The 24079-nt window shown below is 68.9% G+C and carries 29 protein-coding genes and 3 pseudogenes; 13 read left to right on the top strand and 19 right to left on the bottom strand.

The window, feature by feature from the left end; genetic code table 11:
• Nucleotides 1-9: 9 nt before the first annotated feature.
• Genes ACOBQB_RS10060 through ACOBQB_RS10050 form a run of 3 tightly spaced genes read right to left on the bottom strand, consistent with a single transcriptional unit; the run spans nt 10 to nt 763 of the window.
• Complete coding sequence (locus ACOBQB_RS10060) at nt 10-342, bottom strand: DUF6233 domain-containing protein (protein WP_423590702.1); 333 nt, start codon at nt 340-342, stop codon at nt 10-12.
• A complete protein-coding gene (locus ACOBQB_RS10055; RefSeq protein ID WP_423590700.1) occupies nt 339-566 on the bottom strand; it encodes a LexA family protein in 228 nt (75 codons plus the stop codon). Before ACOBQB_RS10055 ends, ACOBQB_RS10060 begins: the two co-directional genes overlap by 4 nt.
• Nucleotides 563-763, bottom strand: a complete 201-nt coding sequence (locus ACOBQB_RS10050; protein WP_423590698.1) for a hypothetical protein — start codon at nt 761-763, stop codon at nt 563-565. The genes ACOBQB_RS10055 and ACOBQB_RS10050 overlap by 4 nt, the downstream gene beginning before the upstream one ends.
• 370 nt (nt 764-1133) lie before the next feature.
• On the opposite strand from ACOBQB_RS10050, the pseudogene ACOBQB_RS10045 reads away from it, so the two are divergent.
• The 3 genes and pseudogenes from ACOBQB_RS10045 to ACOBQB_RS10035 form a co-directional block, all read left to right on the top strand.
• Nucleotides 1134-1268, top strand: a pseudogene (locus ACOBQB_RS10045) (hypothetical protein); the annotation flags it as partial.
• 24 nt (nt 1269-1292) lie between these two features.
• Nucleotides 1293-1730: a hypothetical protein gene (locus ACOBQB_RS10040; protein ID WP_423590889.1), complete on the top strand. Its 438-nt coding sequence runs from the start codon at nt 1293-1295 to the stop codon at nt 1728-1730.
• Nucleotides 1731-1741: 11 nt separating this feature from the next.
• On the top strand, nt 1742-2542 hold the full coding sequence (locus ACOBQB_RS10035) for a hypothetical protein (protein WP_423590724.1): 801 nt from the start codon (nt 1742-1744) through the stop codon (nt 2540-2542).
• Here the strand turns inward: ACOBQB_RS10035 and ACOBQB_RS10030 are convergent.
• A complete protein-coding gene (locus ACOBQB_RS10030) occupies nt 2526-3185 on the bottom strand; it encodes a hypothetical protein (protein ID WP_423590723.1) in 660 nt (219 codons plus the stop codon). The genes ACOBQB_RS10035 and ACOBQB_RS10030 overlap by 17 nt on opposite strands.
• Before the next feature lie 299 nt (nt 3186-3484).
• Nucleotides 3485-6136: an ATP/GTP-binding protein gene (locus ACOBQB_RS10025; protein ID WP_423590722.1), complete on the bottom strand. Its 2652-nt coding sequence runs from the start codon at nt 6134-6136 to the stop codon at nt 3485-3487.
• Nucleotides 6137-6314: 178 nt separating this feature from the next.
• On the opposite strand from ACOBQB_RS10025, the gene ACOBQB_RS10020 reads away from it, so the two are divergent.
• Complete coding sequence (locus tag ACOBQB_RS10020) at nt 6315-6656, top strand: hypothetical protein (RefSeq protein ID WP_423590721.1); 342 nt, start codon at nt 6315-6317, stop codon at nt 6654-6656.
• Here the strand turns inward: ACOBQB_RS10020 and ACOBQB_RS10015 are convergent.
• The 3 genes from ACOBQB_RS10015 to ACOBQB_RS10005 form a co-directional block, all read right to left on the bottom strand.
• Complete coding sequence (locus ACOBQB_RS10015; protein WP_423590719.1) at nt 6620-8422, bottom strand: zeta toxin family protein; 1803 nt, start codon at nt 8420-8422, stop codon at nt 6620-6622. The two genes, ACOBQB_RS10020 and ACOBQB_RS10015, sit on opposite strands and share 37 nt — an antisense overlap.
• Before the next feature lie 98 nt (nt 8423-8520).
• The gene (locus tag ACOBQB_RS10010) at nt 8521-8925 is read right to left on the bottom strand and encodes a DUF4357 domain-containing protein (RefSeq protein WP_423590717.1); all 405 of its coding nucleotides are present in this window, start codon (nt 8923-8925) and stop codon (nt 8521-8523) included.
• A gap of 137 nt (nt 8926-9062) precedes the next feature.
• Nucleotides 9063-10118 (bottom strand): hypothetical protein, encoded by a 1056-nt coding sequence (locus ACOBQB_RS10005; RefSeq protein WP_423590715.1) that lies wholly within the window; start codon nt 10116-10118, stop codon nt 9063-9065.
• Between the two features lie 398 nt (nt 10119-10516).
• Here ACOBQB_RS10005 and ACOBQB_RS10000 point away from each other — a divergent pair, with 398 nt between their 5' ends.
• A complete protein-coding gene (locus ACOBQB_RS10000; RefSeq protein ID WP_423590713.1) occupies nt 10517-10780 on the top strand; it encodes a hypothetical protein in 264 nt (87 codons plus the stop codon).
• Nucleotides 10781-10787: 7 nt separating this feature from the next.
• On the opposite strand, the gene ACOBQB_RS09995 is transcribed toward ACOBQB_RS10000, so the two are convergent.
• A complete protein-coding gene (locus ACOBQB_RS09995) occupies nt 10788-11237 on the bottom strand; it encodes a hypothetical protein (protein ID WP_423590712.1) in 450 nt (149 codons plus the stop codon).
• A gap of 96 nt (nt 11238-11333) precedes the next feature.
• Nucleotides 11334-11636, bottom strand: a complete 303-nt coding sequence (locus tag ACOBQB_RS09990; RefSeq protein ID WP_423590710.1) for a hypothetical protein — start codon at nt 11634-11636, stop codon at nt 11334-11336.
• Nucleotides 11637-12105: 469 nt separating this feature from the next.
• Between ACOBQB_RS09990 and ACOBQB_RS09985 the strand changes: the two are divergent.
• The 5 genes and pseudogenes from ACOBQB_RS09985 to ACOBQB_RS09965 all read left to right on the top strand — a co-directional run.
• Nucleotides 12106-12291 (top strand): annotated as a pseudogene (locus ACOBQB_RS09985) (helix-turn-helix domain-containing protein); the annotation flags it as partial.
• Between the two features lie 903 nt (nt 12292-13194).
• Entirely contained in the window at nt 13195-13464 is a 270-nt protein-coding gene (locus ACOBQB_RS09980) for a hypothetical protein (RefSeq protein ID WP_423590709.1), read from the top strand.
• Nucleotides 13465-13772: 308 nt separating this feature from the next.
• Entirely contained in the window at nt 13773-14396 is a 624-nt protein-coding gene (locus ACOBQB_RS09975; protein ID WP_423590708.1) for a hypothetical protein, read from the top strand.
• A gap of 435 nt (nt 14397-14831) precedes the next feature.
• A complete protein-coding gene (locus tag ACOBQB_RS09970; RefSeq protein ID WP_423590706.1) occupies nt 14832-15602 on the top strand; it encodes a transposase in 771 nt (256 codons plus the stop codon).
• 227 nt (nt 15603-15829) lie between these two features.
• Complete coding sequence (locus ACOBQB_RS09965; RefSeq protein WP_423590705.1) at nt 15830-16291, top strand: RICIN domain-containing protein; 462 nt, start codon at nt 15830-15832, stop codon at nt 16289-16291.
• Between the two features lie 280 nt (nt 16292-16571).
• Here ACOBQB_RS09965 and ACOBQB_RS09960 read toward each other — a convergent pair whose 3' ends face one another.
• The 5 genes from ACOBQB_RS09960 to ACOBQB_RS09940 all read right to left on the bottom strand — a co-directional run bounded on the left by ACOBQB_RS09960 (nt 16572) and on the right by ACOBQB_RS09940 (nt 18599).
• Nucleotides 16572-17486: a Ku protein gene (locus ACOBQB_RS09960; RefSeq protein ID WP_423590704.1), complete on the bottom strand. Its 915-nt coding sequence runs from the start codon at nt 17484-17486 to the stop codon at nt 16572-16574.
• A 127-nt stretch (nt 17487-17613) separates the two neighbouring features.
• The gene (locus ACOBQB_RS09955; RefSeq protein ID WP_423590702.1) at nt 17614-17946 is read right to left on the bottom strand and encodes a DUF6233 domain-containing protein; all 333 of its coding nucleotides are present in this window, start codon (nt 17944-17946) and stop codon (nt 17614-17616) included.
• Entirely contained in the window at nt 17943-18170 is a 228-nt protein-coding gene (locus ACOBQB_RS09950) for a LexA family protein (protein ID WP_423590700.1), read from the bottom strand. Before ACOBQB_RS09950 ends, ACOBQB_RS09955 begins: the two co-directional genes overlap by 4 nt.
• Nucleotides 18167-18367, bottom strand: coding sequence for a hypothetical protein (locus ACOBQB_RS09945; protein WP_423590698.1), 201 nt, complete (start codon nt 18365-18367; stop codon nt 18167-18169). Before ACOBQB_RS09945 ends, ACOBQB_RS09950 begins: the two co-directional genes overlap by 4 nt.
• 103 nt (nt 18368-18470) lie before the next feature.
• Nucleotides 18471-18599 (bottom strand): hypothetical protein, encoded by a 129-nt coding sequence (locus ACOBQB_RS09940; RefSeq protein WP_423590697.1) that lies wholly within the window; start codon nt 18597-18599, stop codon nt 18471-18473.
• A 481-nt stretch (nt 18600-19080) separates the two neighbouring features.
• On the opposite strand from ACOBQB_RS09940, the gene ACOBQB_RS09935 reads away from it, so the two are divergent.
• Entirely contained in the window at nt 19081-20157 is a 1077-nt protein-coding gene (locus tag ACOBQB_RS09935; protein ID WP_423590695.1) for a hypothetical protein, read from the top strand.
• A 10-nt stretch (nt 20158-20167) separates the two neighbouring features.
• Here ACOBQB_RS09935 and ACOBQB_RS09930 read toward each other — a convergent pair.
• Nucleotides 20168-20452: pseudogene (locus ACOBQB_RS09930) on the bottom strand (2'-5' RNA ligase family protein); the annotation flags it as partial.
• A gap of 170 nt (nt 20453-20622) precedes the next feature.
• Here ACOBQB_RS09930 and ACOBQB_RS09925 point away from each other — a divergent pair.
• On the top strand, nt 20623-21042 hold the full coding sequence (locus tag ACOBQB_RS09925; RefSeq protein WP_423590693.1) for a hypothetical protein: 420 nt from the start codon (nt 20623-20625) through the stop codon (nt 21040-21042).
• Between the two features lie 97 nt (nt 21043-21139).
• Here ACOBQB_RS09925 and ACOBQB_RS09920 read toward each other — a convergent pair whose 3' ends face one another.
• Entirely contained in the window at nt 21140-21559 is a 420-nt protein-coding gene (locus ACOBQB_RS09920) for a hypothetical protein (protein ID WP_423590691.1), read from the bottom strand.
• 47 nt (nt 21560-21606) lie between these two features.
• Nucleotides 21607-21999, bottom strand: coding sequence for a winged helix-turn-helix transcriptional regulator (locus tag ACOBQB_RS09915; RefSeq protein WP_423590689.1), 393 nt, complete (start codon nt 21997-21999; stop codon nt 21607-21609).
• A gap of 147 nt (nt 22000-22146) precedes the next feature.
• On the opposite strand from ACOBQB_RS09915, the gene ACOBQB_RS09910 reads away from it, so the two are divergent.
• The gene (locus tag ACOBQB_RS09910; protein WP_423590687.1) at nt 22147-22992 is read left to right on the top strand and encodes an NAD(P)H-binding protein; all 846 of its coding nucleotides are present in this window, start codon (nt 22147-22149) and stop codon (nt 22990-22992) included.
• Between the two features lie 196 nt (nt 22993-23188).
• On the opposite strand, the gene ACOBQB_RS09905 is transcribed toward ACOBQB_RS09910, so the two are convergent.
• Entirely contained in the window at nt 23189-24067 is an 879-nt protein-coding gene (locus ACOBQB_RS09905) for a protein-L-isoaspartate O-methyltransferase family protein (protein WP_423590685.1), read from the bottom strand.
• Nucleotides 24068-24079: the final 12 nt, after the last annotated feature.

The following is a 24079-nucleotide window of genomic DNA, read 5'->3' as shown; positions in this document are numbered from 1 at the left end:
GTGGCTTCCTCAGTCCAGTACGCCGAGCTCGGTGTCGGGCCGGCAGTGGATACAGGCGGCGACGCCCTCGTTGAGCGCCTGGCGCGCTTGGGCCAGGCCGATACCGCGGCTCCGTTTGCCGGCCATGTGGCAGCCGCCGACGTGCACACACACCGGGGACTTGCCCTGGCCGATGCCCAGCTCGATCAGCCAGTCCGGAGTTGGAGGCCGGGCCTGCCGGCCCCGGACCCGTTCTGCCTCTCGCCGTTCCTCATCCGCGATCCACCTACGGGTGCGCGCCAGATCCCGCTCCTGGACCCGTTCCAGGAAGCGGAGCACCTCGATACGGCGGATCTCGCTCATCGCGCGAGCCGGTAATTCCTCCAGCTGCCGCTGTCAGCGCGCACGAGGGCGCCGGCCTGCTCCAGGCGACGCAGCTGGTAGTGAACGCTGGAGGGGCTGGACAGGCCGACCGCGGCCCCGATCTCCCGCACGGTGGGAGCCTCGCCAGTCTCCAGGATGCGGTCACGGATGCAAGCCAGAACCGACCGCTGGCGGTCGGTGATGCCCCACGAGCGGCGGGTCATGACGGCTCCTGGGCGCGTCGCCGCAGGGCGGCCTGCTCGGCCCGCGGCACGTCTTGGACGAGGCGGCGGGAGAGGCCGAGGAGCCGCCGTCGCAGGGCGGTGTTGTGGCCGGCGCGGGCGTGGGCGAGGGCCTGGCAGGTGCGGGTCCAGTCACGTTGAGTCTGTACGAGGTCGGGGGAGTAGTTGTTGTGCACCATGCCGCCAGTAGAGCATGTGTTCGAATTTTCGGGCCAGTCGTTACGTCACTGGGCCTGCGGCTGCATCACCAGCCGCTTGCGGCGCACAAGCCGCACGCCCTGGTGAGCAGACAGCCGCCTCCGCGCTCTTCACCGGCGCCTGGGCGCGTACAAGAACCGCGCCATCCACCGCCCCGTCGAATTTGACGATCCCATCGAGGCAGCCGAGATCATCCCGTTCGCCGACCTGCTGCTACGACAGGTCGAACGCGCCAAGCGCCGCCAGACGGCAGGCGGCAGCCACACCCCCTAGCGGAGGAGGCGAGCCGGGGACGAACCGGGCGCGTGGCGGAGCCAGCGGATCAGCCCGGCGGAGTGAACACTGTCCTGCGTGAGTCGAGCAGTGCCGCCGGCTGTCCGTGAACGCGCCCGCAACCGTAGCTGTCCGCAATGCCGTGCCAGGCCAGGGGAGAAGTGCGCCCCGGACCAGGCCGGACGCTCCCAGCTGCACCGCGGACGACTCCGTGATGCCCAGCAGGCCATGGAACCTATGCCGCCATACCGGATCCTCCCGCCGGACGAGGAGCGCGCCTTCCAGGAGCTACAGCCAGGGCTGGCCGACACACTCGTGGCCTCCTGGCACAAGGAAGTCCTGCTCGATCTGGCGCCCTACCCCTACGAGGCGGCTGCACTGCTTGAACTGGCCCTGCGCCAGGCGGAGGCCAGTACGTTCCACAACTTCACGGTAGCGATGTGCCTCATGCCGCTAGAGCTCATCACCACCGACGAAGCATGCGAGGCGGTCGACCGGCTCATCGCCCGCGGTTTCGTGGAGCGGGTGGATGACGCGTACGTATCCGTCAACGCGCTGGCCCTCGACATCATCGAACGCGCCACCCTGCCCGCGCAGTTCCGCATGGAGTGGAACGCGGCCAAGGCGAGCTGGCCCGGACTGACACCGCCCACCGAGCAGCTACCCCTCACCTGAGAGAGGACGACGTGCCCCGCAAGCAACCGCTCACCCCGGCCGAGCTCAGCAGGATGTCCCCGCTGGAACTGCGGGCCTTCGCCTACCTGGCATGGGCCTCGGCCGCGCACCGGCAGGTCAGTTACCGCGACGTCGGCCGGCTCTCGCTGCCCAGCGGTGACTTTATCGGGGTGCGCACGGCCGTGAAGGTCGTGCAGGATCTGGCTGACAGCGGCCTCCTCGAAGTCCACGGAGTAGCCGGCATCCTCCACGCGCCGCTGAGCGTGCACGTCGCCGGACACCAGCCACGACCAGCCCGCGCTCCCCAGAGCGAACCGACTGCCACCGCCGCCCCGGCCCACGTCCCCGCTGCACGGGACCGATTCACCGGCGCGCCCGACCCGGGAGCGGCCGAGACGATCCCGGCGAGCCAGGTGCGCGGCCCCGGGTGGTCGACGCTGCCTGAGCCGACGAAGCTGCGCCGCCGCCTGTGGGGTGTGGTGCATGGCAAGGGCCCAATGATCTGCTCTCGCGCCGCCCAGTTCAAAACGTCCAAGGGGCGACCGCCTACCGTGCAAGAACTCGCCGGTCTCCTGGGCTGGCAGGACGGTACGCCGGTCACCCAGGCGCTCGGGCGTCTCATCCAGACCGGCTGGCTGGTACAGACGCCGCACGGCCTCCTACGTGTCGGCCCGGCCTACGAGAAGCACCTCGCGGGCGCGGCCAAGGTATTGGACGCTGCATGTGGAGGGGGAGGGCGCGACGAGTCCTGCGCGCAACTCGTCGGCGAGGACGCATGCAGCCCGGGGCCCGCGCTCAGGGGCGCTGGCTGAGCACGGTGTCGACCCGCGAGGCGGAAGCGACCCACGCGGCGGCATCATGGTCGAGGTAGGCCAGCAGGTTGTGCACGTCGTTACGGCGCCCTGCGAGGTCCTGATCCCAGATGCTTTCGTGGTGGGCTATGCGGTTGCGCAGCTTGTGGAGCCGTTTGACCGGGTCCTCGACCAGGGTCAGGGCCCGGCGGGGAGCGTTCGGAAAGGCGCGTGCCAAGTCGGGCCAGAGGGTCGTCTGGTACTGGCGTGCGAGCAGGAAGCGCCAGAAACCGAAGCTGAGCTCAGCGATGATTTTCCCGCGAGGGGTCGTGGCACCGGTCATGGAGGCTCGCCGGCGCGCCTCGCGGATGTCGGTGCGGGCCCTTGGTGCCAGGGGGAGAGCAGGGTCGTCGAACCATTCCTGCCAGCTGTTCCGCCGTTGCTGGCGCAGAACAAGGCGTTGGTCCAAGGCGTTACGGAGCATCACCTCGAGATGCCCGAGGTCTTCGAAGAAGGCGGCGGCGATCGCACTGTTCCAGCGGTACAGGCTGAGTGCTTGATCTTGCTTGCCTGAGCAGGCGGTCAGGTAGGGGCTGATCCTGGCAGGGCTGAGCAGAGCGATGACGGCTGCATGCTGGGGCAGTGAAGGCGGCGTACTGGGCACGACAGGTAATGCTATGTATAATCTCCAGCGAAGACCCTGGAATCGTCCCTAGTAGCCCCAAGCAGGCAGGCTATACGCCCAGGGTTCAGACTTTGCGAGGGCCGCCCCGATCGGGGCGGCCCTCGCTGCGTTTAGGGCAGACCTTCTCGCAGCGCAGTCTTCGGCCCCCTGGCCCCCAGGAAGAGCCGCCAGCCCTGACCGGGGCTCACCGCATCGCGCGCAGGCGGCGGCCAGGTCCCGATCGAGCAGACCCCTGGTGAGCATCCGGTACTCGGAGACACGGGTTTGTTCCCAAACGCTCAGTTCCCGGCGAGCAGGTCCTGTCGGGCCTGGACCAGGCGGCGCCATGCGGAACGGACCTCGTCTTCGCTGGTGATCCAGCGGGTGGTGGAGAGCTGTGGCAGGGGCAGGTCGGCCATGAAGTGGGCGATGTCGGTGAAGTACACGAAGTCGCCGCCGACGGTGAGCGCGCGGAGCCGTTCGATGGTGGCGGCCAGCTGCGGGCCGTCGTCGCGGACGGCATGGTGGAAGGCGCGGGCGAGTTCCACGAAGCGGTGGAGGAAGGGCAGCCCGGCGGCTTCGATGTCGGTGTTCAGGCTGTGGGCGCGGTCAGTCACGCTGCTGGTTCCGGCGTCCTTGATCAGGGCGACGACCTGGGCGAGGAGTGTGTTGGAGCGCTGGTCGAGGCTGTCCAGAAGCTGGTGGGCGAGGCCGAGTTCGTCATCAGCCCGGGCGGGATCGGCGAAGGAGAGGGCCAGGGCGAGGCGGACCTGCATCATGGCGCGCTCGCCCGCGGCACCGTGCTGTTCGGCTTCGGCGCGGCCGGCTTCGAAGGCGGTGACGGCCTGGGCGGTGTGGGCGTGGGACCAGTGGATGTCGCCCAGGACGCGGTGGTGGCGGCCTTTCCAGCCCAGGGTGGGGACGGCGGCCAGGGCGGTGGGGAAGTCGCCTGCGAGGCGGGCCAGGTTGGCAAGCCCGCGGCGGGCCTTGGGTGCGAGGCGGCCGCCGGCGTCGGCGACCTGCTGCATCCCGGTGCGGGCGGCGTCGTTGTGGCTGAGGTCCTTGTGGGCCTTGGCCCGGTAGTAGAGGGCCATCTCGTTCAGTTCGGCGGGCAGCAGGCCGGTGTCCAGGACGGCGGTGAGACGGTCGACGGTGCGCTGGCGGTGCTCGCGCTGGCGGCGGGCGATGGCCGTGAGGAGTTCGGCCACGGCGTCGGCGGGGGTGTCCGGCGTGGGGTCCGCCGGTGTGGGCGGGGCGAGGGGTTCCCAGACGGAGTCGTCGGTGTAGGCGAAGGCGGCGTCGATGAGCCAGCCCAGGCCGGTCAGGCGGTGGGCGCAGGCCAGGCGTAGCCCTTGGCGCAGGCAGGCCACCAGGAACATGCGGCTGGGGGTGAGGGACGTGTTGGTGGCCCATTGGTCGCCGAGGGCGGCCAGGGCGCGGTCGGCGGCCTGCTGCCAGTCGGCGGGTGTCCAGCGGTCCTCGGTGTGGTCATCTGCTTCGGTGAGGGCGGAGCGGATCGCGCCGTGCAGGTGGTAGGGCCACAGCGCGTAGGGGTTCTCGGTGACGATGGGCCGCTCCGTCAGGCGCCGTGCGGGCGTTTGGTGGGGGAGGCCCGCGGCGCGGGTGGCGAGATCGAGGTCGAAGGCGTCCAGGAGCGATACCGAGCGCAGGACGTGCCGTTCGTCGGCGGTGAGGTCGGACAGGGCGCGGGCCAGGAGCGCGGGGAAGGTGTGATCGAAGTCGGCGGGCTGCGGCTCGCGGGTGCGGCGGATTTCCAGGAAGCGGGAGGCGGCCAGATCGAGGTGGAGGGGCAGGCCGTGGGAGCGGCCGGTGATCACGGAGCGGATTGCGGGGCTGATGAGGGGGCGGCCGTCCTTGGCCAGGCGGCGGGTGAGGTGGTCCTCGCAGTCCTCGGGGGAGAGGTCGCCGACCAGGTGCTGGCGCCCGCCCGGTGTGCCGTGCCGCGGTGCCGGTACCGCCACCGCCGTGGTGGCGAGGCCCGGCCAGGCGGCGGGGCCGGTGTAATCGAGTTGTCCGTGCAGTGCGGACTCGGCCCACTGCAGGCGGGAGCGGCCGCTGATGACGAAGAAGCAGTTCGGCATCAGCCACACCAGGCGCTGCAGGAGGCGTTCGAGGTCGCGGTGGCGGTCGGCGGTGTCCTCGAAGGTGTCCAGCAGGATCACCGGCGTGATCTTTTTGTCGTCGGGCAGCCGGTTCAGCTCCCATGCCAGCAGGTGCGGGTAGAAGGACAGCGCCTCCAGATCCGGTTCGCTCTCCAGCAGGGGTGCGAGCCGTGCGCAGGCGGCGAGCGCCCGTACGGTCTGCCGCCGCTCCCGCAGCGCTCCGGCCAGGGCGCTGGTGACCTCCCCGACGACCGAGCCGACGGTGCCGGGCAGCAGCAGGGCCTGGGCGACGTCACCGAGGGCGGCCTGGGTCTGCTGCGGCAGTGATTTGCCGAACCGGCTGACCAGGCCGCCGCGTTCAAGGTAGGCGTCGAGCGGGTCACCGGGATGCTGGGCCTCCCAGTAGCGGCGCAGCGCGATGTCGAAGGCAGGCAGCGGCCGGGCGATGGCTGTGGCGAGGGCGGCCCGGATGGTCAGGACGACGTCTTCGAAGGTGGTCCCTGCGGAGCGCGCCAGGTCGATCCGCACGGGCAGGATCTTGTGCCCGGCCCAGACCGGCTCTCCCCACTGCGTGGGCCGGGCGCCGCCGAGTGCTGCCTCCAGCTTGCGCACGAGCGTGGACTTGCCGACGCCGCCCACGCCATGGAAGACGACCAGATGTGTCCGGGGCGCCTCAAGGTCTGCGGGATCGAAGCCGGCAGTGGTGATGCGCCGCAGGTGCTCTTCGAGTGCGGTGGCGACGAGCTCCCACTGGCGCTGGCGGTTGGTGAACGCCTCGCTCGTGTCGATGGGGTCATTGGAGCTGAACAACGCCCGCAAGTCGGTCACTTGGTCCCCCCGCCAAAAGATCATCAGTCGGTCAAGCCTATGCCCGTGCCCCAACCGCACGGCAGCCCCACCCCGGCCGCCGCGACCGGCGCCGGGCCGGATCCAGCCGCCGCGCGCCGGCCCGTGCAAGTGTGCGTCGCTTGCCGCAGTGTGCCGGGGCCTTGAGAATGAGCCCTTCTTGCTCTTCTTCGACTTGGTGGCTCTGATGCACGACCCCGCGCTCCCCGACCCCGACGCGCAGCCCGGCCAGGACGCGGAGGACGCGCACCCCGATGGCCAGGGTGGAACTGCGGACGAGGCGGTGGCGGAAGGGCTGCTGACACAGGTGATCGCCCGGTACGGCCAGCTGATCCACGCCGAGCGCCGGGCCGGAACCGAGCCGCAGCGGCTCGAGGAACTGCTCGTCCAACACCGGGATGCCTTGCAGGACCGTGCACGGCTCGCGGAAGCCGACGCCGAAGAAGTAGCCCGCCTCGCGGCCCTCTACGCGGCCCGGCTGAAGCAACTGGGGGCCTCGTAGGGGCGTGCGGGCAGGGCGGCCACTGCGGCGGGCCCGCGCAGCCGGTAGGGCAGCAGGTGCTCGGGCATCAGTGGCTGCGCCAGCCGGGCGGTCTGATCCAGGTCGCGGCGGTAGTGCGGCAGCTGACCGCGCAGCCGCCGCTGGGTCGCCCAGAAACGGGCGGCCTCCTGATCGGTGTACGGGCGGCTGTGCTCACCGGCCAGGGCGTAGAGCGCGCCCGCCGGCCGCGCCCACGCCTTCGCGATCGCGCGCTCGTTGTGGTAGAGCACGCTGCCGTCCCGCCGCATCACCGTGACCAGGTCGGCCACCGGCACGTGCTCGGCGGCCGCCACCGCCTCGCCGAGCGCCGCGAAGTGAGCGTCGTGCCCGCCGGCGGTGGTGAACCGGCCCGCCGCACCCAGCTGCAGCATCCGCGCGCAGCGATCGGCGGTGCCCTGGCGGGAGTCGGCGGCCCGCACGGCAAGCACCACCACCTCCACCCGGTATCCCGCCTGCCGGTACAGCATCGCGGCATTGACGAACGCGGCCGCGCTCAAGGGGGCGATCTCGATGACCGTGTCGCTGCGCCGCTCGCGTACGTACTGTTCGGCCAGGACCTGCCAGGCCCGGTAGTCCGCGCGGATGCGGGCCCCTGCGGTGCGGGGCTCCTCCTGCAGCAGCCGGTAGTAGTCGGGGTGGAATGCTTTGAAGTCGTCGCCGCTGATGCGGGTGGGCTTACCGCGCAGGGAGCGCAGGATCATCCGCGTCATGGTCGTCTTGCCGGCCCCGGGCTGCCCCATGAGGTAGACCACGACGGGCTTCTCCTGCGGGCTGGTGCGCGCGGCGAGGTCCGGCAGGATCAGGTTGTCGAAGATCCACCGGTGTTCCTCGCCGGTCAGCCGGTGGTAGTCGACGCCGGGCGCCTCACTCCTGGGCTGGGCGATCCGCCGGACAGGCTCAGCCAGCGCGGCGGCGCGCTCCGCATCCCGCCGCACGGCCAGGGCCCAGTCCTCGGGAAGGAGCGGGTCGTGGGCGCGCCGGTCAGCCTGCGCGAGCTGACGGCGAAAGGCGCCGGTCTCGGCCGGCGTCCACTTGCGGGCCCGTTCGGCCAGCAGCGTCTCGCGCGCACCCGGCGGGCGGGCCCACTGTCCGGGGCCTGTGAGCTCGTTGACGTACAGCACGTCCGCGCCACGCCGCACGACCACGACCCGGTCGGCCAGGTGCCCGGCCTCGATGTCCCCCAGGACGTCGGTCAGGGCGCTGGCGCAGGCGTCATGGTTGTTCCAGGACACGTACCGGGCCCGGCCTTCTTCGGCCAGACGCAGATAGCGGTCCAGCACCCCGAGCTGGCTGACCGCCTCCGGCACGGCCAGGGCCACGAACTCGATCCGGTACCCGGCCTCGCGGTAGGCGGCGGCTGCGGCTTTGAACGCGGCCGGGTCGGCCAGGGCCTCCTCAACCACCACGTCGTAGCGGCGTCCACGGGCATGGGCCTCGATCTCGGCCTGCCACCGGTAGGTCTCCGGCCGCACCCGCACACCGGCCGTCCGCACGTCCTCCGCCAGAAAACTGCGGTAGTGCGGCTGGGCGGCCTTGTACGTGTCCCGCTCTACCCGCACCGCGCCACCGCGTCGTTCCAGAGCGGCGTGCACGAGGTCCATCACCAGTGTCTTGCCGCTGCCGGCCTGCCCGGCCACGAACACCACCACCGGGTGTTCCTGGGGGACCGCGTCTGCCGTCAGCGTGGGCACGATCATCTCGGCGAGCAGCTCGCCGTACTTCTCCACCAACGTCTCCCGGCCGCGTTCGAGCTGTGTCTGTCCGATCCGGTGTGCCGTTCCGGCCTGCGAGTGACCTCGAGGCGGGCCGGAACGGCCGCGGCCTCCTACTGGGTGTCCAGTTCCCGGCGCAGCTCGTCCAAGGTGCGGCCGTCTCCCTCGATGTGCCACAGGGTCCAGCCGTTGATGATGTTCCCCGTGACGGCTTCCGCCGCCTTCGAAGGGGAGGGGAACGGAGTGGAGTGACCGTCGACGATGAGCTGCCCCTCGGCCGTCACGACAGCGCGACCCGACCGGTTGGCCCGGCGCTGGTGAAAGGTGAGGACGGTGCCCGGCTTCAACAGCTCAGCCTGCATCAGTGCGGCGAGAGGCCCGTGCGGGATGACTGGTGCGGCCGTGCCGGTGGGTGAGTCGCCGCCGAGGGACAAGGTGACGTGGATGGTGTCGTCGCCGCTCGCGCTCGTGAGACGGGCGATGACGGCAGGATCGAAGTGAATGCTCAGCGTGGCCATGCGATCTCCCGCCAGTCAGGGCCTCATGACCCTTTCGCTTACTTTCGCTTCGATCTTATGCGGCACGAGCTACTTACGTCTACTCTGCTTCTCAGTAGTTCAGCAGAACTGCGAGATTAGCGCCTTGGGGCATTCCATTACCGCAGCCGCTCCTCCTGACGGTGACGATCATGCTGTTGGACTGCTTGCTCAGGAAAGGCGCGGGCCATCCAGTCCGCTGGGGCGCCGACCTGGCGCAGCGTCGCGACCTGCCGGTCGTAGTCGTGCCCTTCAGGGCTGGCGTGGACGCGCAGGTAGATGGGGTCGTCGTTGCCGGTGGTGTGGCCGTCGAAGTAGAAGGCGCAGGTGTGATCCCACCGGTAGGGGGTCTCGAATTCGGCGCAGTGGCAGAACCGGTGGGCCACGTGGACCGGCAGGCCCCAGCGTGGGTGGCACAGCCGCTGTAGTAGTTGGTCGTGCCAGCGGGCTCGGGGGTGGGCGGTGCGGGCGTCGATCTTCCAGCTGTCGCCGTCGTCCCAGCACTGGACCCGGTAGAAGGCGGTGACGGTGTGGAAGAGCGCGATACGCCGCAGCAGCCCGCTGCCCACCGCGGCCCGCCTGGCCCGTGAGCCTTCGAGGCTGGGGCAGGCGCTGAGGTAGGCGGATTCCACGGCGTCGAGCTGCGGGGTGGCCCACAGCGGCCGCAGACCGTTGTCCTCACACCAGCCTCGGTGGCGGCGCTCGATGTCTGCCCAGTTCTCCGTCAGCCCCTTGGGCAGGGTGAGCACGAGCGTGGCTGTCTGCCCAGGGTCTTTCACCATGCGCAGGTGCAGCTGCCGGCCGTCGGCATTGATGCCGCTCATCCGCAGCCCGGGGATCCCGTGCGGATCGTCACCGCTTCCGGGGGCGGGAGCCGCGGGCAGCAGCCGGCTCAGACAGTACTCGGGGAAGGAGTACCGCCTGTGCCCCATGTAGGCATCGACGTGCAGCGTGAGGGACGTGGCGGCGCTGCTCAGGGAAGCGATGCCGAAGGGGTGTGCGCACAGGTCCGGAGCGGTGCCTAGTTGCTCGAGGACGAGGCTCTCCAGCCGGGCCTGTGCCGGCGAGCCCGCGGACACCGGGTGGCTGATGCGAAGGCCAGCGCGGCGGGACTGCCCACTGCACTCGGACCAGTAGCGGAGCTTGCGGGATTCCCACGAGGAGCGGTTGCTCACGGCAGTGCCTTCCTGACGCGCCTCTGCCCGATCCCGGCACGTCAACGAACACTGACGAGCTGCCGCTGTGCTTCCGTGTGGTGCAGGCCGGTGCAGTGACACGCTCCTTGCGTTCCGGTACGCCGGATCGGGCGGCGGTCGGAACGTGGCCCGCCTCGGGCCACCGCCCATCATCCAGCCGGTAACCGAGCCGGAGCGGTCGACACCGTCACGAGTTCACTCGGACGGACGCAGGCAGCCCAAGGCGTGTAGGACGATGCCGCGCCGTCGGGCCGAGGTGGCCCGGACTTTCGCCGCCACGGCTCTCGTCAACCCAAGCCGTGGAGCGCACCATCCGTTCCGGTGATCTCCGGCCCGTTAGCCGTCATGGCGCCGAGGCCGTCACCAAACTCGCGATCGTGACCGACCTGAACCTCCCCGGCGCCGCCCCCGAGGACTCTCCTGACGCGGCATGCCGGACGACAGCCGGCAGCCGCGTCCGCTTCTCGCTCATGCGGTGGGTCCTCGCCCCGCGTACGACGTGGGAGGCACGGCGCCTTGCCGCCGACTTCGGCGAGGGGATGGACGCCCGGACCGCGTGGGTAATGGCCCGTCTGGCCCGTCATCCGGGTGAGCGCGGCTACGCCGTGGGCCACCTGGACGGCGATCGGGCCGCGGACTGAGCAGAGTTCAGGCGCCAGCCTCCGGCTCGCGCAGAGCGGCCCCCTCGCTGGGCACGGCCTCGCCGGTGCTGTCGTCGGTGGACCACAGGGCGCGCCCGAGGAAGTACAGGGCGACCATCCCGGCGTAGATGAACGCGCCCCAGCCGAAGATCAGCATGAAGACGTTGGCGTCGCCGCGCGGGGCGCTGTAGGCGACGCCCTGCCCGGTGGTGAACAGCCACGGGAACCACGCGGAGCGTACGAAGCCCGGGTCGGCGTAACGGCCGTCGCCCCGGCGCCAGGACATCAGCGGGACCGACGCGAAGCCGACGCTGGCCAGGCAGTACATGAAGGCGAAGAAGTCGTTGGCGATGAACTGGTGGCCGTTGGTGATCCCGAGGTAGGAGACCCCGGGCAGGAAGAGCACAACCGGAAGGCCGTAGCCCAGCACCTCGCCACGGTCTCGGATCTTCGCCACGCTCTCCCCCTGCTGTCGACGTCTCACCGGGCACCGTACCGGCCGCGCCCGGCCCGATCCGCCGATCGCCGGGAAGGGGCAGGAGGCCGGGGCCGGCTACTCGCGGCGCGCGAGCTCCTCGGCGGTGGGCACGTGGCGGGTGACGTACGGCTGGCCGCTGTAGTCGACGGTGATGGTGTGCCGCAGGACGTCGTCGTTGCCGTCGTAGAAGACGTGCTCGATCTCGAGGCAGACCCGGTCGGTGGAGATCCCGAAGTCGCGGGCCTCCTGCTCGTTCACCTGCCGGGCCGTCGTTCCGGTGACCATCCGCACCGTGCCGGGCGGTGCTCCTGGCGGTGGCTCGACAGCGCCCAGCTGCGCCCGTCCCGGCCCGCCCCATGTCTTGCCCTGGTCCGCCATGGTCGCCACCGTACCGAGCACGCCGGTCCGCGAGGGGCGATCTCCGGCAACTTGTGCCGCGCTCTGTGAGTCTCACACGGCATTTCCCCAGGTAGATGCGGTGCGGTGGGTGCCTGTGAGCTGTGAGGCAGGGCCTGCGCCTGCTGTGACCGTGCGCCGTAGTTGGCGGATCGCCTGCGGAGTCCTCGCAGGTCACGATGTTTCTGTTCAGCGCAGTTGGCGGGACCTGTTCGCGATAGTTGGCGACTCCGTGGGGCCGCCTTGGGCACGCCACCAGCGAATAAGCAGCTCACGTGATCAATCGGCGCTTCCGCCAACAACCGTGCACATCCGCCAACTACGGCGCACGGTCACACCTGCCGCCTGACGGCGTCCACTTCCCACCCGCCGGTCAATCCAAACGGGTTAAAAAAATGGGTTAAAGAGTTGGATAAACGGTGCTAGGGTGAGGGCACGAGAGGAGATCCACATGGCATCCGAAGAGGAGCTGTTCGCGAATATCGACGCCCTGCTGGAGGAGGAGCCGCAGCTCCCGCCCCCGGCGGAGCGCGCCCGGCTGCGTGAGGCCGCCGGCATCACCCAGGCCCGCCTCGCGCAGGCGCTGAAGTCGACCGTGCAGACGGTGAAGAACTACGAGAACGGCAGGAGCGAGCCGAATGTGGACGGTCACGTAATTCCCCAGGGGCTGTGGTCACGAAATTCCCCAGCCCCTGGAGTCTGACGATGAGTAGTCTGGCCATCAACGACATGCCGCTGAGGCAGCCGAGGAGACTCGACGGGAGTTGGTTATGCGGGTCCTCCAGCCTGGGGATGGAGTGGTCACAGCGTTCGCTGATCCCGAACTCCCCGAAGGAAGCGTCGGCACTGTGGTGAGCGTGTCTGACGATGCCTGTGACGGGGTCGATGTTCGGTTCAGCAACGGCATGTTCAATGTCGTTGCCAGCGGGTTGGATCTCGTGAACGAACCGAGCACGAAGCAGTAGGCGGCCGGGCGCCTTCCGGTTCGCAGATCGAGGGACCGCGACGGCTCCGAGAGGCCGGGACCCTCAACCCGGGCACCGGCATGCCCATGGGGAACCCGACCGATTCGCAAGGAAGAGCTAACTACCGTCCAAACCACCCGAACCAGGGAAGATCACTCCCAGTTCGAGCGTGGTCAGCGGCACCACAGATGGTCAGCGCCCCGGTGAGGAATCGTGACCACGGGGGTGGGGAATTACGTGACGCTGATCATCAAGATCGTGGGGAATTGAGTGACCGCCGACACCGAAGTCGCCGCGCCTGGAGGCGTACCAGCGGCTGCTGAACGGCTGGGCCGCGAAGTACCCCGCGCACGCCGCTCCGGCCCCCGCGCCACAGTCCGCCCCGGCGCCGCAGACGTTCACCGGCTCGGCCGCGCCGCAGGTCCCCGACACCGCCGCCCCGGCCCCGGCTGCCCAGGCCGCCCCGGAGCGCCCTGCCCGTCCGGCGACGTCGCGCCGCCCGGCCACGAAGAAGGCCGCCAAGGCGCAAGACCAGATGTCTCATGAGACATGCGGAACGCGAAGAACACTTCCACTTGGACCTCAAGAACGAGTTCTACGAGAAGGTCCGGGCCCGAGGTGGGATACCCGACAGCGAGAAGCGACTCCGTCGGCAACTGGTCAAAGCCAAGGAACTCCGGACCGAGGCGTTGAAGGAGATCGGCCGCCTCAAGGCTGACAACGAGGCACTGGTCGGTGCCCTGCACCAGGTCGTGATGGAGAACCGTCAGCTCCGACTCCAGCTGACGCAGCAACCGATCAACGTTCACGTTTTGCCCACCCAGCCTCAGCCACCTGCAAAATGACGTTGAGGGCAGGGGATCACTGGATCCAGTGATCCCCTGCCCTGGATATCCCTTGGGCAGTCGGAACCGTGCTCACTAAGCGTTGTCCCGTAACTACTGATCGGTGCTCGCGTGAGCCGAAGCACGGTAGCTGTCACATAGGCAGGCTGGTTGTCACCGGCAAGGCCGTAGGTGCGCACGGGTGAAACTTCGGCAACGAAGGCTTCGCCGCACCACACGGCATGAACGACCGGCCTGTGGGCCTGAGGTGCGCCCCGGCGCCCCGGCCGTGTGGAACCGGGCGCTCGAGGCCGTACGTCCCCCCGTACATGCTGATCGTCCTAGGGGTACTCTTCGCCGTCGCGCCAGCCGTCGTCTGGACGACGATCGCCCGCACCCGCCCTGTCGGCTTCGCGATCGGCGGCACGCTGCTTGCCGGAGCCAGTCTGCTGATCAGTGTCCAGCAGTGCTGGATCGACGCCCCCAGGCCCGATGCGCATCTCGTGTTCACGGCCCTGGCGCTTGTGCTCATCGCCTGCGGCGCAGGACTGGAGGGTCGGCACGAGAACTCCCCTCCCCCGGAATGGATTCCCCGCCGCAACGGAGCGATCGGCTTCCTGGGGATGCAGTTCACCCTCACCCTCGTGGCCGGCCTCCTGTACGCGCTGATCATCAGCGACGGCTCGGAAGCCCCGCCGTCCAAGGCCCTCCCCTCATTGCCGCCGGGCATCAGCCTGGTCAACGAAGGCACCAGCTGCGGCTCCGGCGGCTGCTGGCGCGTCGCGACGGTCACCAGCCGGGACGGCCTGTCCCGCCCGGAGATCATCCGCGAACTGGGTCTCCAGCAGGAGAGCTGCCGCTCCAACGGCTGGCTGCTCGACCGGCGTGACCTGTGCGTCGGAGCCAGGGACAACGGCAAGAACGTCACCATCTACGCCGGCTTGGGATACTGAGGCCGTTTCCGGTCGGGTCACGGTGGTCCTCAACGAGGACCTGTGACAAGCAGCGTGCCTCACTGGTGACAACCAGGCTGCTTCGACCGGTCTTCTACACCAGCTCAACCAACTCTGCCTGTGACAACTGCCGTGCTTCGGCTCATCGCGTCTGGTTACCTCAGCTGGGCGCCGTGCAGAGAGTCCGTAGCCGCTGATTCTCGGGTCGGCTGTGTTGTCAGCGGTTCAAGATACGATCACGGCTCGATGGGCCGGACGGAGATCGTGAGGGACTCGCGGCCATGGGGGGTGGGTCGCACAGGCCCCGGCATCCAGCTCGGGACTGGAGGTATCTTGCCGTAACCCCACCCCCCTTCTCTCCCTGCAACGTCCGGGCCGTATCGGGAAGGCAGTCTGCCGACGGATGCAGGAAGCCACCGATGACATGATCTTGATGTGACTGGTGTGATCACGGCGTCGGAGCCCTCCTGGATAGCCCCGTTCACCGGGCTGAGCCCGCGACAGTTCGCCAAGCTGGTCACCGCACTGCGGCGCGAGGGTGCCGACCCAGTCCGGAAGGGCCGGCCCTGGCGCCTGCCGCTGGAGGACCGGGTCCTGCTGGTCGCCGCGTATTGGCGCACGAACCTCACCCTGCGACAGTTGGCACCGCTGCTCGGGGTGTCGAAGTCGGCCGCGGACCGCATCATCGACCACCTCGGCCCGAGGCTCGCGCTCCAGCAACGCAGGCGGTTCCGGAAGGACGCCGTGCTGATCGTGGACGGCACCCTGGTCCGCACCCGCGACCACACCGTCGCCGAGCAGTCGAAAAACTACCGGTACTCCACCAACCACCAGGTCGTCATCGATGCCGACACCCGGCGCGTCGTCGCCGTCGGTCGGCCGGTCACCGGCAATCGCAACGACTGCAAGGCATGGGAAATCTCGGGCGCGAAGGACGCCGTCGGCCGCACCACCGTGATCGCCGACGGCGGCTACAGGGGCACCGGCCTGATCATTCCGCACCGCCGCGCACCCGGCCAGGCTGGCCTTCCAGCGTGGAAAGAGGAGCACAACCGCTCTCACCGCAAGGTCCGCGCCCGCGTCGAGCACGCCTTCGCCCGCATGAAGACCTGGAAGATCCTCCGCGACTGCCCCCTCAAAGGCGAAGGCGTCCACCACGCCCTGCTCGGCATCGCCCGCCTGCACAACCTCACACTGGCCGGCTGAGAGGCAACAGCACTGGTCAACCGGCATACCGGAGATCATTTACGGGACAACGCTTAGGCCGATTCTTTCGGATCGCCTCTGAGCGCTCCAGCACGGCTGAGAAGCGAGGTGGGCATGATCCTGCCGATGGAGTTCGAAGGCATTGACCCTCGCTCGCAGACCGGGAACGATGGCTAGCGGCCTAAGTCCAGTCCACGAGGACTCTCTTCTCACGTAGGGATCACCGCATGATCCGTACCTTGCGTCGCGCGGGCATGGTGGCCGCGCTCTGTCTGATCGCCAGCACCACCGCCGGCACAGTGTCGGCGTCTCCTCAAGCGGACTCCGTCCAGACCTTCCGCAATTTGGCCACGGGCGGGTGTCTCGACCACAACGACAACGACGGAGTCCGGGATTATCCCTGCAATGGCGGTCCCTGGCAGAAGTGGGAAGTCCATCGGTGGGGCGACAACACCCGGCAGCTGAAGAACGTAGCCACCGGAAAGTGTCTGTACTACAACGTCCTCGGCGGCGACACCATCCGAGCAGGGGCTTGCAATGCCAGCACGTTGTCGAGCTGGTACATCCAATACCCGAGGGTCGGCGGCATCGCCTTCCAAAACCAATCCGAACGTGCATGCCTGACGAGCGATCGATACATTCACCTCTCCTCCTGCAACACGGACGCCCGCTCACAGAGCTGGTCATGAGTAGGTGACACTCCAAGCCCCAATAGATCGTCAAGTTCCAGAAGGTGCCGATGATGCGATGCCGAATGCACTGGTGAGGCGGCGGTAGACCTCTCGTGCGAAGCTCCTGAGGCACGACACTTTCAGGCGGTCGCAAGTGGAGCGGGACACGCCCCGTATCCGTGTCCGGTCATGCACAGGGTGCCGCCAATGGCAGCAACGGCTCGATCCTTGCCCACTGGGCGTCAGTCAACGACACACCAGGCCAACGATCAGATGATCCGAAGGGAATGCCCTAGGGCTAGGCGCCGCGCTTCTTGGCCGTCGTCTTCCTCGCCGGGGCCTTCTTCGCGGTCGTCTTCTTGGCAACCGTCTTCTTCGCGGTCTGCTTTGGTTTCATCTCATGCACGGTCGCGTGCTCGCCCTCGCCGCGGCTTTCCTGGGCGCGCTGTACCGACTGCTCGAGGGCGGCCATGAGGTCGACGACCTTCCCGGCCGGCTCCTCCTCGGCCGCCTGCGGGGGCTTCTTGCCGTCGGCCTTGGCGTGGATGACCTCTTCCAGAGCCGCGGTGTAGCGGTCGGTGGCCCACTCCTGGCCGGTGATGTCGTCGAGGGTCATGGAGTCGACGAGGAGAACGGCCTGCTCGATCTCATGGTCTGTCAGATCCATGGGTGTTGGGGCGATCGTGTCGGGTGAGCGGACTTCGTCGTCCCATTTCATGGCGTGCAGAACGATCGCGTCGTCTTTCACCCGCAGCAGGCCGAGCCTTTCGCGCCCGTGCCACGCGAATTTCGCGATGGCCGCCTTGCTGCTGCGTTCGAGGGCCTTCCTGAGCAGCACGTAGGGCTTGGCGGCGACCTGCCCGTCACCTTGCAGGTAGTAGCCCTCCCCGATGCGTACCGGGTCGATCGATTCGTAGGGGACGAACGCGGCGATCTCGATCGCCTTCGCCGTGGGGAGCGGCATGTCGTCCAGTTCCTGGTCGGCGATTGCGATGATCGTGTCCTTGTTGACCTCATAGCCTTTGCCGATCTCCGCGGTCGGGACCTCGCGGTCTTCCAGCTCGCAGATCTTCCGCGTGCGGACGCGGCCCATGTCCTCCAGGTGGTACTGGTGGAAGCGCAGGCTGTGGTTCTCGGTCGCGGGCAGCACCTTGATCGGGATGGTCACCAGACCAAAGCTGATGGCGCCGGACCAAACAGGACGGGCAGGCATGGCAGTACCTCCATGGACAGCCCCGAGATGACCAGCCTAGGAGGGTGCGCCGCCGCTCGCATGCCCGGCCCCGCCCCCTCAGCCGTCCTGTGCCGCCGTACCTTGACCCGCTGATGGGGTGGCTTCCTCAGTCCAGTACGCCGAGCTCGGTGTCGGGCCGGCAGTGGATACAGGCGGCGACGCCCTCGTTGAGCGCCTGGCGCGCTTGGGCCAGGCCGATACCGCGGCTCCGTTTGCCGGCCATGTGGCAGCCGCCGACGTGCACACACACCGGGGACTTGCCCTGGCCGATGCCCAGCTCGATCAGCCAGTCCGGAGTTGGAGGCCGGGCCTGCCGGCCCCGGACCCGTTCTGCCTCTCGCCGTTCCTCATCCGCGATCCACCTACGGGTGCGCGCCAGATCCCGCTCCTGGACCCGTTCCAGGAAGCGGAGCACCTCGATACGGCGGATCTCGCTCATCGCGCGAGCCGGTAATTCCTCCAGCTGCCGCTGTCAGCGCGCACGAGGGCGCCGGCCTGCTCCAGGCGACGCAGCTGGTAGTGAACGCTGGAGGGGCTGGACAGGCCGACCGCGGCCCCGATCTCCCGCACGGTGGGAGCCTCGCCAGTCTCCAGGATGCGGTCACGGATGCAAGCCAGAACCGACCGCTGGCGGTCGGTGATGCCCCACGAGCGGCGGGTCATGACGGCTCCTGGGCGCGTCGCCGCAGGGCGGCCTGCTCGGCCCGCGGCACGTCTTGGACGAGGCGGCGGGAGAGGCCGAGGAGCCGCCGTCGCAGGGCGGTGTTGTGGCCGGCGCGGGCGTGGGCGAGGGCCTGGCAGGTGCGGGTCCAGTCACGTTGAGTCTGTACGAGGTCGGGGGAGTAGTTGTTGTGCACCATGCCGCCAGTAGAGCATGTGTTCGAATCGCGAGGCCAGTCGTCACGGGCTCTGTGGCTGCATCGTCAGCCGTTTACGGAGCACCAGCTGCACGACCCTGGTGTCTCATTGCCCGAGGTCGCGCAGGTGCTCGACGATGTCGTCGCGGCCGACGAACGGTGTGCCTGCCGCTCGCAGGTACACGTTGAGTCGGTGCGGGTCGCTCTCGCGCGGTGCGTCCGCTGCAACGATCAACAGTTGCTCGACACGATGCGTGCCCTGGAGCGAGGGGCGGGTCCCCGTCGCCCGGGCGGCAGCCATCCGGACGTGGGCGGGGGCCAGCTGCCAGAACTCCGAGGCGTGCCCCTGCTCGCATTCGATGGTGGCCTGCGGGCCGTCGCGTCGATGCGGACGGCGCGTACCGCGTCCGCGTGCTGGTGCGGGCAGGGCAGCGGCACGAGGCTGCCGGAAGTCACGATCTGGAACCTCTGCGCCTCAAGCAGGAGGGGCCCGGGTTCCACCTCGGGCACGGCGGCTTCCCGTCGTGCGACGGTGCTGTAGGTGCTGAGGAACTCCACCAGGCGCCTGGCTGCGCGGCGCATGGCAGAGGGGCCCGGTACCGGCGGCTCGATATCGTCGGACAGCAAGCTCGCGCCGAAGCTGCATCGCCGAGGAACTCGAGCCGTTCCGACGCGCATTGGTGGCGGTGGAACGCCCCGATCACGCCAGCGTCTGGATGGCCAAGCTGAACGTCCGCGCGCTGCTGACGGCCCTGGGCAAGGACCCGCGCCCGGTGACCCACGAGCTGCTCGACGAGCTGCCGGAGGACAAGACCCTGAGCTACCTGCGCGGGCTCCTGATGGCCACCGGCGCGCTCTCGGCCCGCGATCAACGTCCCACCAACCTGGAACGCTGGATCAACGAGAAGCTGGCCACGCGCACGGATCTCGAAGACCGGCGGGTCCTGCACGGCTACGCCATATGGCACCACCTACGCCGACTGCGACAGCGGGTGCGCGGACAACAGCTGACAGTCGACCAGGACCAGAACGTGCGCATCCACGTCAACGCCGCCGTCCAGTTCCTTGACGATCTCGCCGGCCGCGGCACGCGGCTGGTCGCGTGCACCCAGAGCGACGTCGACGATTTCATGGCCCACCGTGCCACCTACCCTCAGCGGACGGCGCACTTCGTGCGCTGGGCCGTTACTCACCGCCACGCCCACAACCTCACGGCTCCCGCCACGCGCTGGGCGGGCCCGAGCGGCCCCCACGATGAGGACCGGCGGTGGGACGTCGCGCGCCGTCTCCTGCACGAAGACGCCGCGCCGACCGCCGACCGCGTCGCCGGCCTGCTCCTGCTGCTCTACGCGCAGCACGTCAACACCATTCGCCACCTCACCGTCGACCATGTGCAGCGCGAGGGGGACACGCCGAAGATTCTGCTCGGGGACCGGCCGATCGTGCTGCCCGCGCCCCTCGATGCCCTGGTAGAGGAACTGATCGCCAGTCGGCGCGGTCACACGCTGGTGCATGCGCCAGGGACCTGGCTCTTCCCCGGGCGGCTCCCCGGGCAGCCGCTCAGCAGTGACCAACTCGTCATCCGGCTGCGGGCTTTGGACGTCAATCCGCGCCAGGACCGAGCCACCGCCTTGTTCACCCTGGCCGCTCAGGTGCCGGCGGCGATCCTGGCGCGCATGCTGGGCATCCACCGTTCGGTGGCCGTGCAGTGGCAGCAGGCCAGCGGCGGGGACTGGGCTGCGTACGCGGCCGACGTCGCCGCCCGGCCGGTCCGCAACCGCCCCGCCACCTGAGAGGTAGTCCTCAGCCGCCCGCGCCGAGCGGGATCGTCGCAACGTGGTCCCATGTGATCGTCTTGGCCTTGGCGTCGGCGGTGACGTCCACGAGGTGAACGGCGTCCACCCGCATCGGGGCATGTCCAGAGCGCACTTCGTTGCGTAGCTTTCTCTGCACCTGGTCGGAATCGCACTCCTCGGCCGCGTACCCGAGGGTGAGGTGCGGGACCTTGGTGGGGTAGCCCGTCGCGTGAGGTCCGCGCACCGCCTGGATTGCGGCACGTACCGTGGAGTGGAGTGCGTTAAGGGGCTCGTGACCTGCTGGTTCTCACTGTGTCTCATTCGTGGGCCACGGCATCTTGTCTCACGATCTTGGCCCTTATGTTGTGGTGCCACCCAGCGGGACCGTCTCCCAGGTGATGGTCTTTTCAGCGTCGTTGGCCACCACGTCGACGAGCGCGGTGGTGTCGATGCGGAGCGCGCATGGCTGGGGCGGACTCGGCGTACGCGTCGGTGGATCTGGTGGTAGTGGTTGAGATCGACTTCGGCGGTGGCGTACGACTCAGTCAGGTGCAATACGCCGGTCTCGTACGAGGTGGCTTCGGGGCCGAGCACGGCCTCGAAGGCTTGCGTAGCGGCGGTTCGCAGCTCGTTCAGCGGCTCGTCAGGCCCGAGATCGAAAATGATGCCGGTGCCGTATGCGAGGGCGCTGCCGACGGTGATGGTGAAGGGGGCGACTGTCTCCATCTGCCGCGTCAGTTCGGCGGCCAGGGCCTTCCGTTCGGCTGCGGTGACCTCGGCGGCAGGCTTGGCGCTCAGCTGGTAGAGCGTGATGTGGAACCACTCGTCCCCGACGTGCGTGAGCGGGTCGTCCTTGGTCGCGGCGCGAACACCCTGCTGTAGGACCGCAATTGGAGTGTCCTGTTCCGCGATGGTGACCTGCTGGTTCTCCCTGTGTCTCATTCGTGGACCACGGCATCTTGTCTCACGATCTTGGCCCTTATGTTGTGGTGCCACCCAGCGGGATCGTCTCCCAGGTTTCCCAGGTGATGGTCTTCTCAGCGTCGTTGGCCACCACGTCGACCAGCGCGACGGTGTCGATGTGGAGCGGCGCGTGGCTGGGGCGGACTCGGCGTACGCGTCGGTGGATCTGGTGGTAGTGGTTGAGATCGACTTCGGCGGTGGCGTACGACTCAGTCAGGTGCAATACGCCGGTCTCATACGAGGTGGCTTCGGAGCCGAGCGCAACCTCGAAGGCTTGTGCGGCAGCGGTTCGCACCTCATTCAGCGGCTCGTCAGGCCCGAAATCGAAAATGATGCCGGTGCCGTATGCGAGGGTGCTGCCGACGGTGATGGTGGGTGTCGGGGCTCCGTGAAAATCGCCAGTCCGGCTCTTCGCCCCACTTGCTTGCGGGATCAACCAGGTAGCGGAAGTTCCGACAAGGACCGAGCCCTCTCGCTGACGCGCTACCGGGGTGGAACGGTGTCGTAGTCGTGCCGGGCCTGCTCGACCTTGTCCAGGTTGCCGGCAGCCCATTCGGCGAGGTGCGCGAAGAGTGGGGCCAGGCTGCGGCCCAGCTCGCTGATCTCGTACTCGACCCGAGGGGGGACCTCCGGGTGGTACGTACGCACGACCATGCCGTCGCGTTCCAGCTGCCGCAGCCGCTGGGTCAGTACCTTTGGTGTGATTGTGCCGATCCGTCGTTCCAGCTCGACGAACCGTTGCCGACCATGCGTGTGGAGAGTCCACAGGATCGGCGTGGTCCACCGGCTGAACACGATGTCCACGACCGCACTGGTCGGACAGGCGAGTTCCGGCTCGGTCGCAGCGGCTGCCACCCAGTCAGCGTCGCCAGCCATACACACCCCTCGGGATAGTCACTTTCCTATAGGTACCTACTATACCGACGGTGTTAGCGTCCCCGTGTCGCCCGGAGAGCAGCTCTCCGCGGCGGTCCCGCCCGCTCGGGCGGCGACAACCATGCTGAATTGACACGGGAGTTGTTCATGTTCGTAGTGACCGGGGCGACCGGTAACGTCGGCCGATCGCTCGTGCAGGCCCTCGCGGCAGCCGGTGCGCAGGTAACCGCGACATCCCGGGGGATCTCGGACGCGGACGTACCGAAGGGTGTTCAGTACACGCGGGCCGACCTGGTCGATCCTGAGAGCCTTCGGCCCGTTTTCGACCGAGCCGACGCGCTGTTCCTGCAAAGCGGCGGCCCCAGCGCGCACCTGCTCAGCCCACAGGACATCCTCGACGTCGCCAAGGCCGGCGGCGTCGGACGGGTCGTCCTGCTGTCCTCCCAGGGAGTCGCGACCCGCCCGCAGTCGGCCTCTCACGGGGACCTGGGACGGTCCATCGAGGACGCCGTCCAGCAGTCGGACATGGACTGGACGATCCTGCGGCCCGGAGGCTTCAACTCCAACGCGTACGCCTGGGCCGAGTCGGTCCGCGCCCGAAGGACCGCCGCCGCGCCGTTCGCCGACATCGGCCTGCCGACCATCGACCCGGACGACATCGCCGAGGTCGCCGCCACAGCCCTGCGCGAGGACGGCCACGCCGGACAGATATACGAGCTGACCGGGCCCGCCCTCAGCACGCCCCGCCAGCGGGCCGCAGCAATTGCCGACGCACTCGGCGAACCCGTCCGGTTCATCGAGCAGACCCGTGACGAGGCCCACGCGCAGATGCTGCGGTTCATGCCCGAGCCCGTGGTCGAGACCACGCTGACCATCCTGGGTGAGCCCACCCCCGCCGAGCAGCGCATCAGCCCCGACGTCGAGCGGCTCCTCGGCCGCGCGCCCCGCACCTTCGCCGACTGGGCCCAGCGCCACATCGCTGCCTTCCGATAGGTCCGGCGTCTCCGGCCAAGGCATTCCTGGACGATCCATCACGACGCACTGCCGACCGCACCCAGACGGTTCGCTCACCTCGGAGTGGGGGTCCAAGGTGAGCAGGTCCGGGGGAAGTACCGGGCAAGGGGTGGGGAAAATCAAAGAGTCCCAACAAAGGGAGCGACTGTCTCCATCTGCCGCGTCAGTTCGGCGCTCAGGGCGTTCCGTTCGGCTGCGGTGACCTCCGCGGCAGGCTTGGCGCTCGCCGGTAGAGCGTGATGTGGAACCACTCGTCCCCGATGTGCGTGAGCGGGTCGCCCTTGGTCGCGACGCGGACACCCCGCACTAGATCGGCGAGCCCTGGGCTGCTTCCGAGATCCACGGGGGCGTAGGCGTGGACGAGGGACGGCGCCGTGCCAGCCTGCCATGTGTCCTTGCCCTGCTGGAACGTGAACGGCTTCATGAGTAGCCCGGTGGCCGTGGCGCGGGCCCAGGAGACGGGCACCGTGGGCACGGAGACGGTGGAGATGATCCGGTCGTAGGTGCCCTCGGGCAGGGCGCCGGTCAGATCGCAGACTTCGACGCGCGGATGGTGGCCGGCCTCGGCCAGCCGCTTGCGTGCGGCCTGTACGAGATACGGATCGACGTCCGCGCTGGTGACCTGCTCGGCGCGGAGACGAGCGCAGGCCAGAGCGGTGCCGTAGCCGCTCCCGCAGGTCACCAGGAGCCGGGAGGTGTCGGTGATGAACGCGGCCCGGTACATCATCAGCACCAGGGAGGGCAGCGTGGAGGACAACGTGGACCGCCCTTCTCGGCTCCGGGTGAGGGGCTGGCCCGCCTGGGCGTGGTCGGCGTGGTGGGGACCGACGCGGGTGACGAGCGTGGAGTCGGCGTAGACGTCCCGCTGCCACGCGTCGGGGTCGCTCGCGCCGTCGCGCAGCTCCCACACCGCCTCGCCGCCGGTGGTGGCCCTGGTCCACCACCGGGGCACGAAGACGTGCCTCGGTGTGGTGGCCAGCGGCTGGTACCAGCGCGACTCGGCCCGCACCACGGTCTTGGTGGCCAGCCGGCGCGCTGCTGCTTCCCAGTCCATCAGGGAGATCCC

The sequence above is a fragment of the Streptomyces sp. G5(2025) genome (genome assembly GCF_049542075.1).
Lineage (GTDB): Bacteria > Actinomycetota > Actinomycetes > Streptomycetales > Streptomycetaceae > Streptomyces.
Note: the sequence above shows the minus strand (reverse complement) of the source record. Positions and strands in the feature narration are given on the sequence as shown.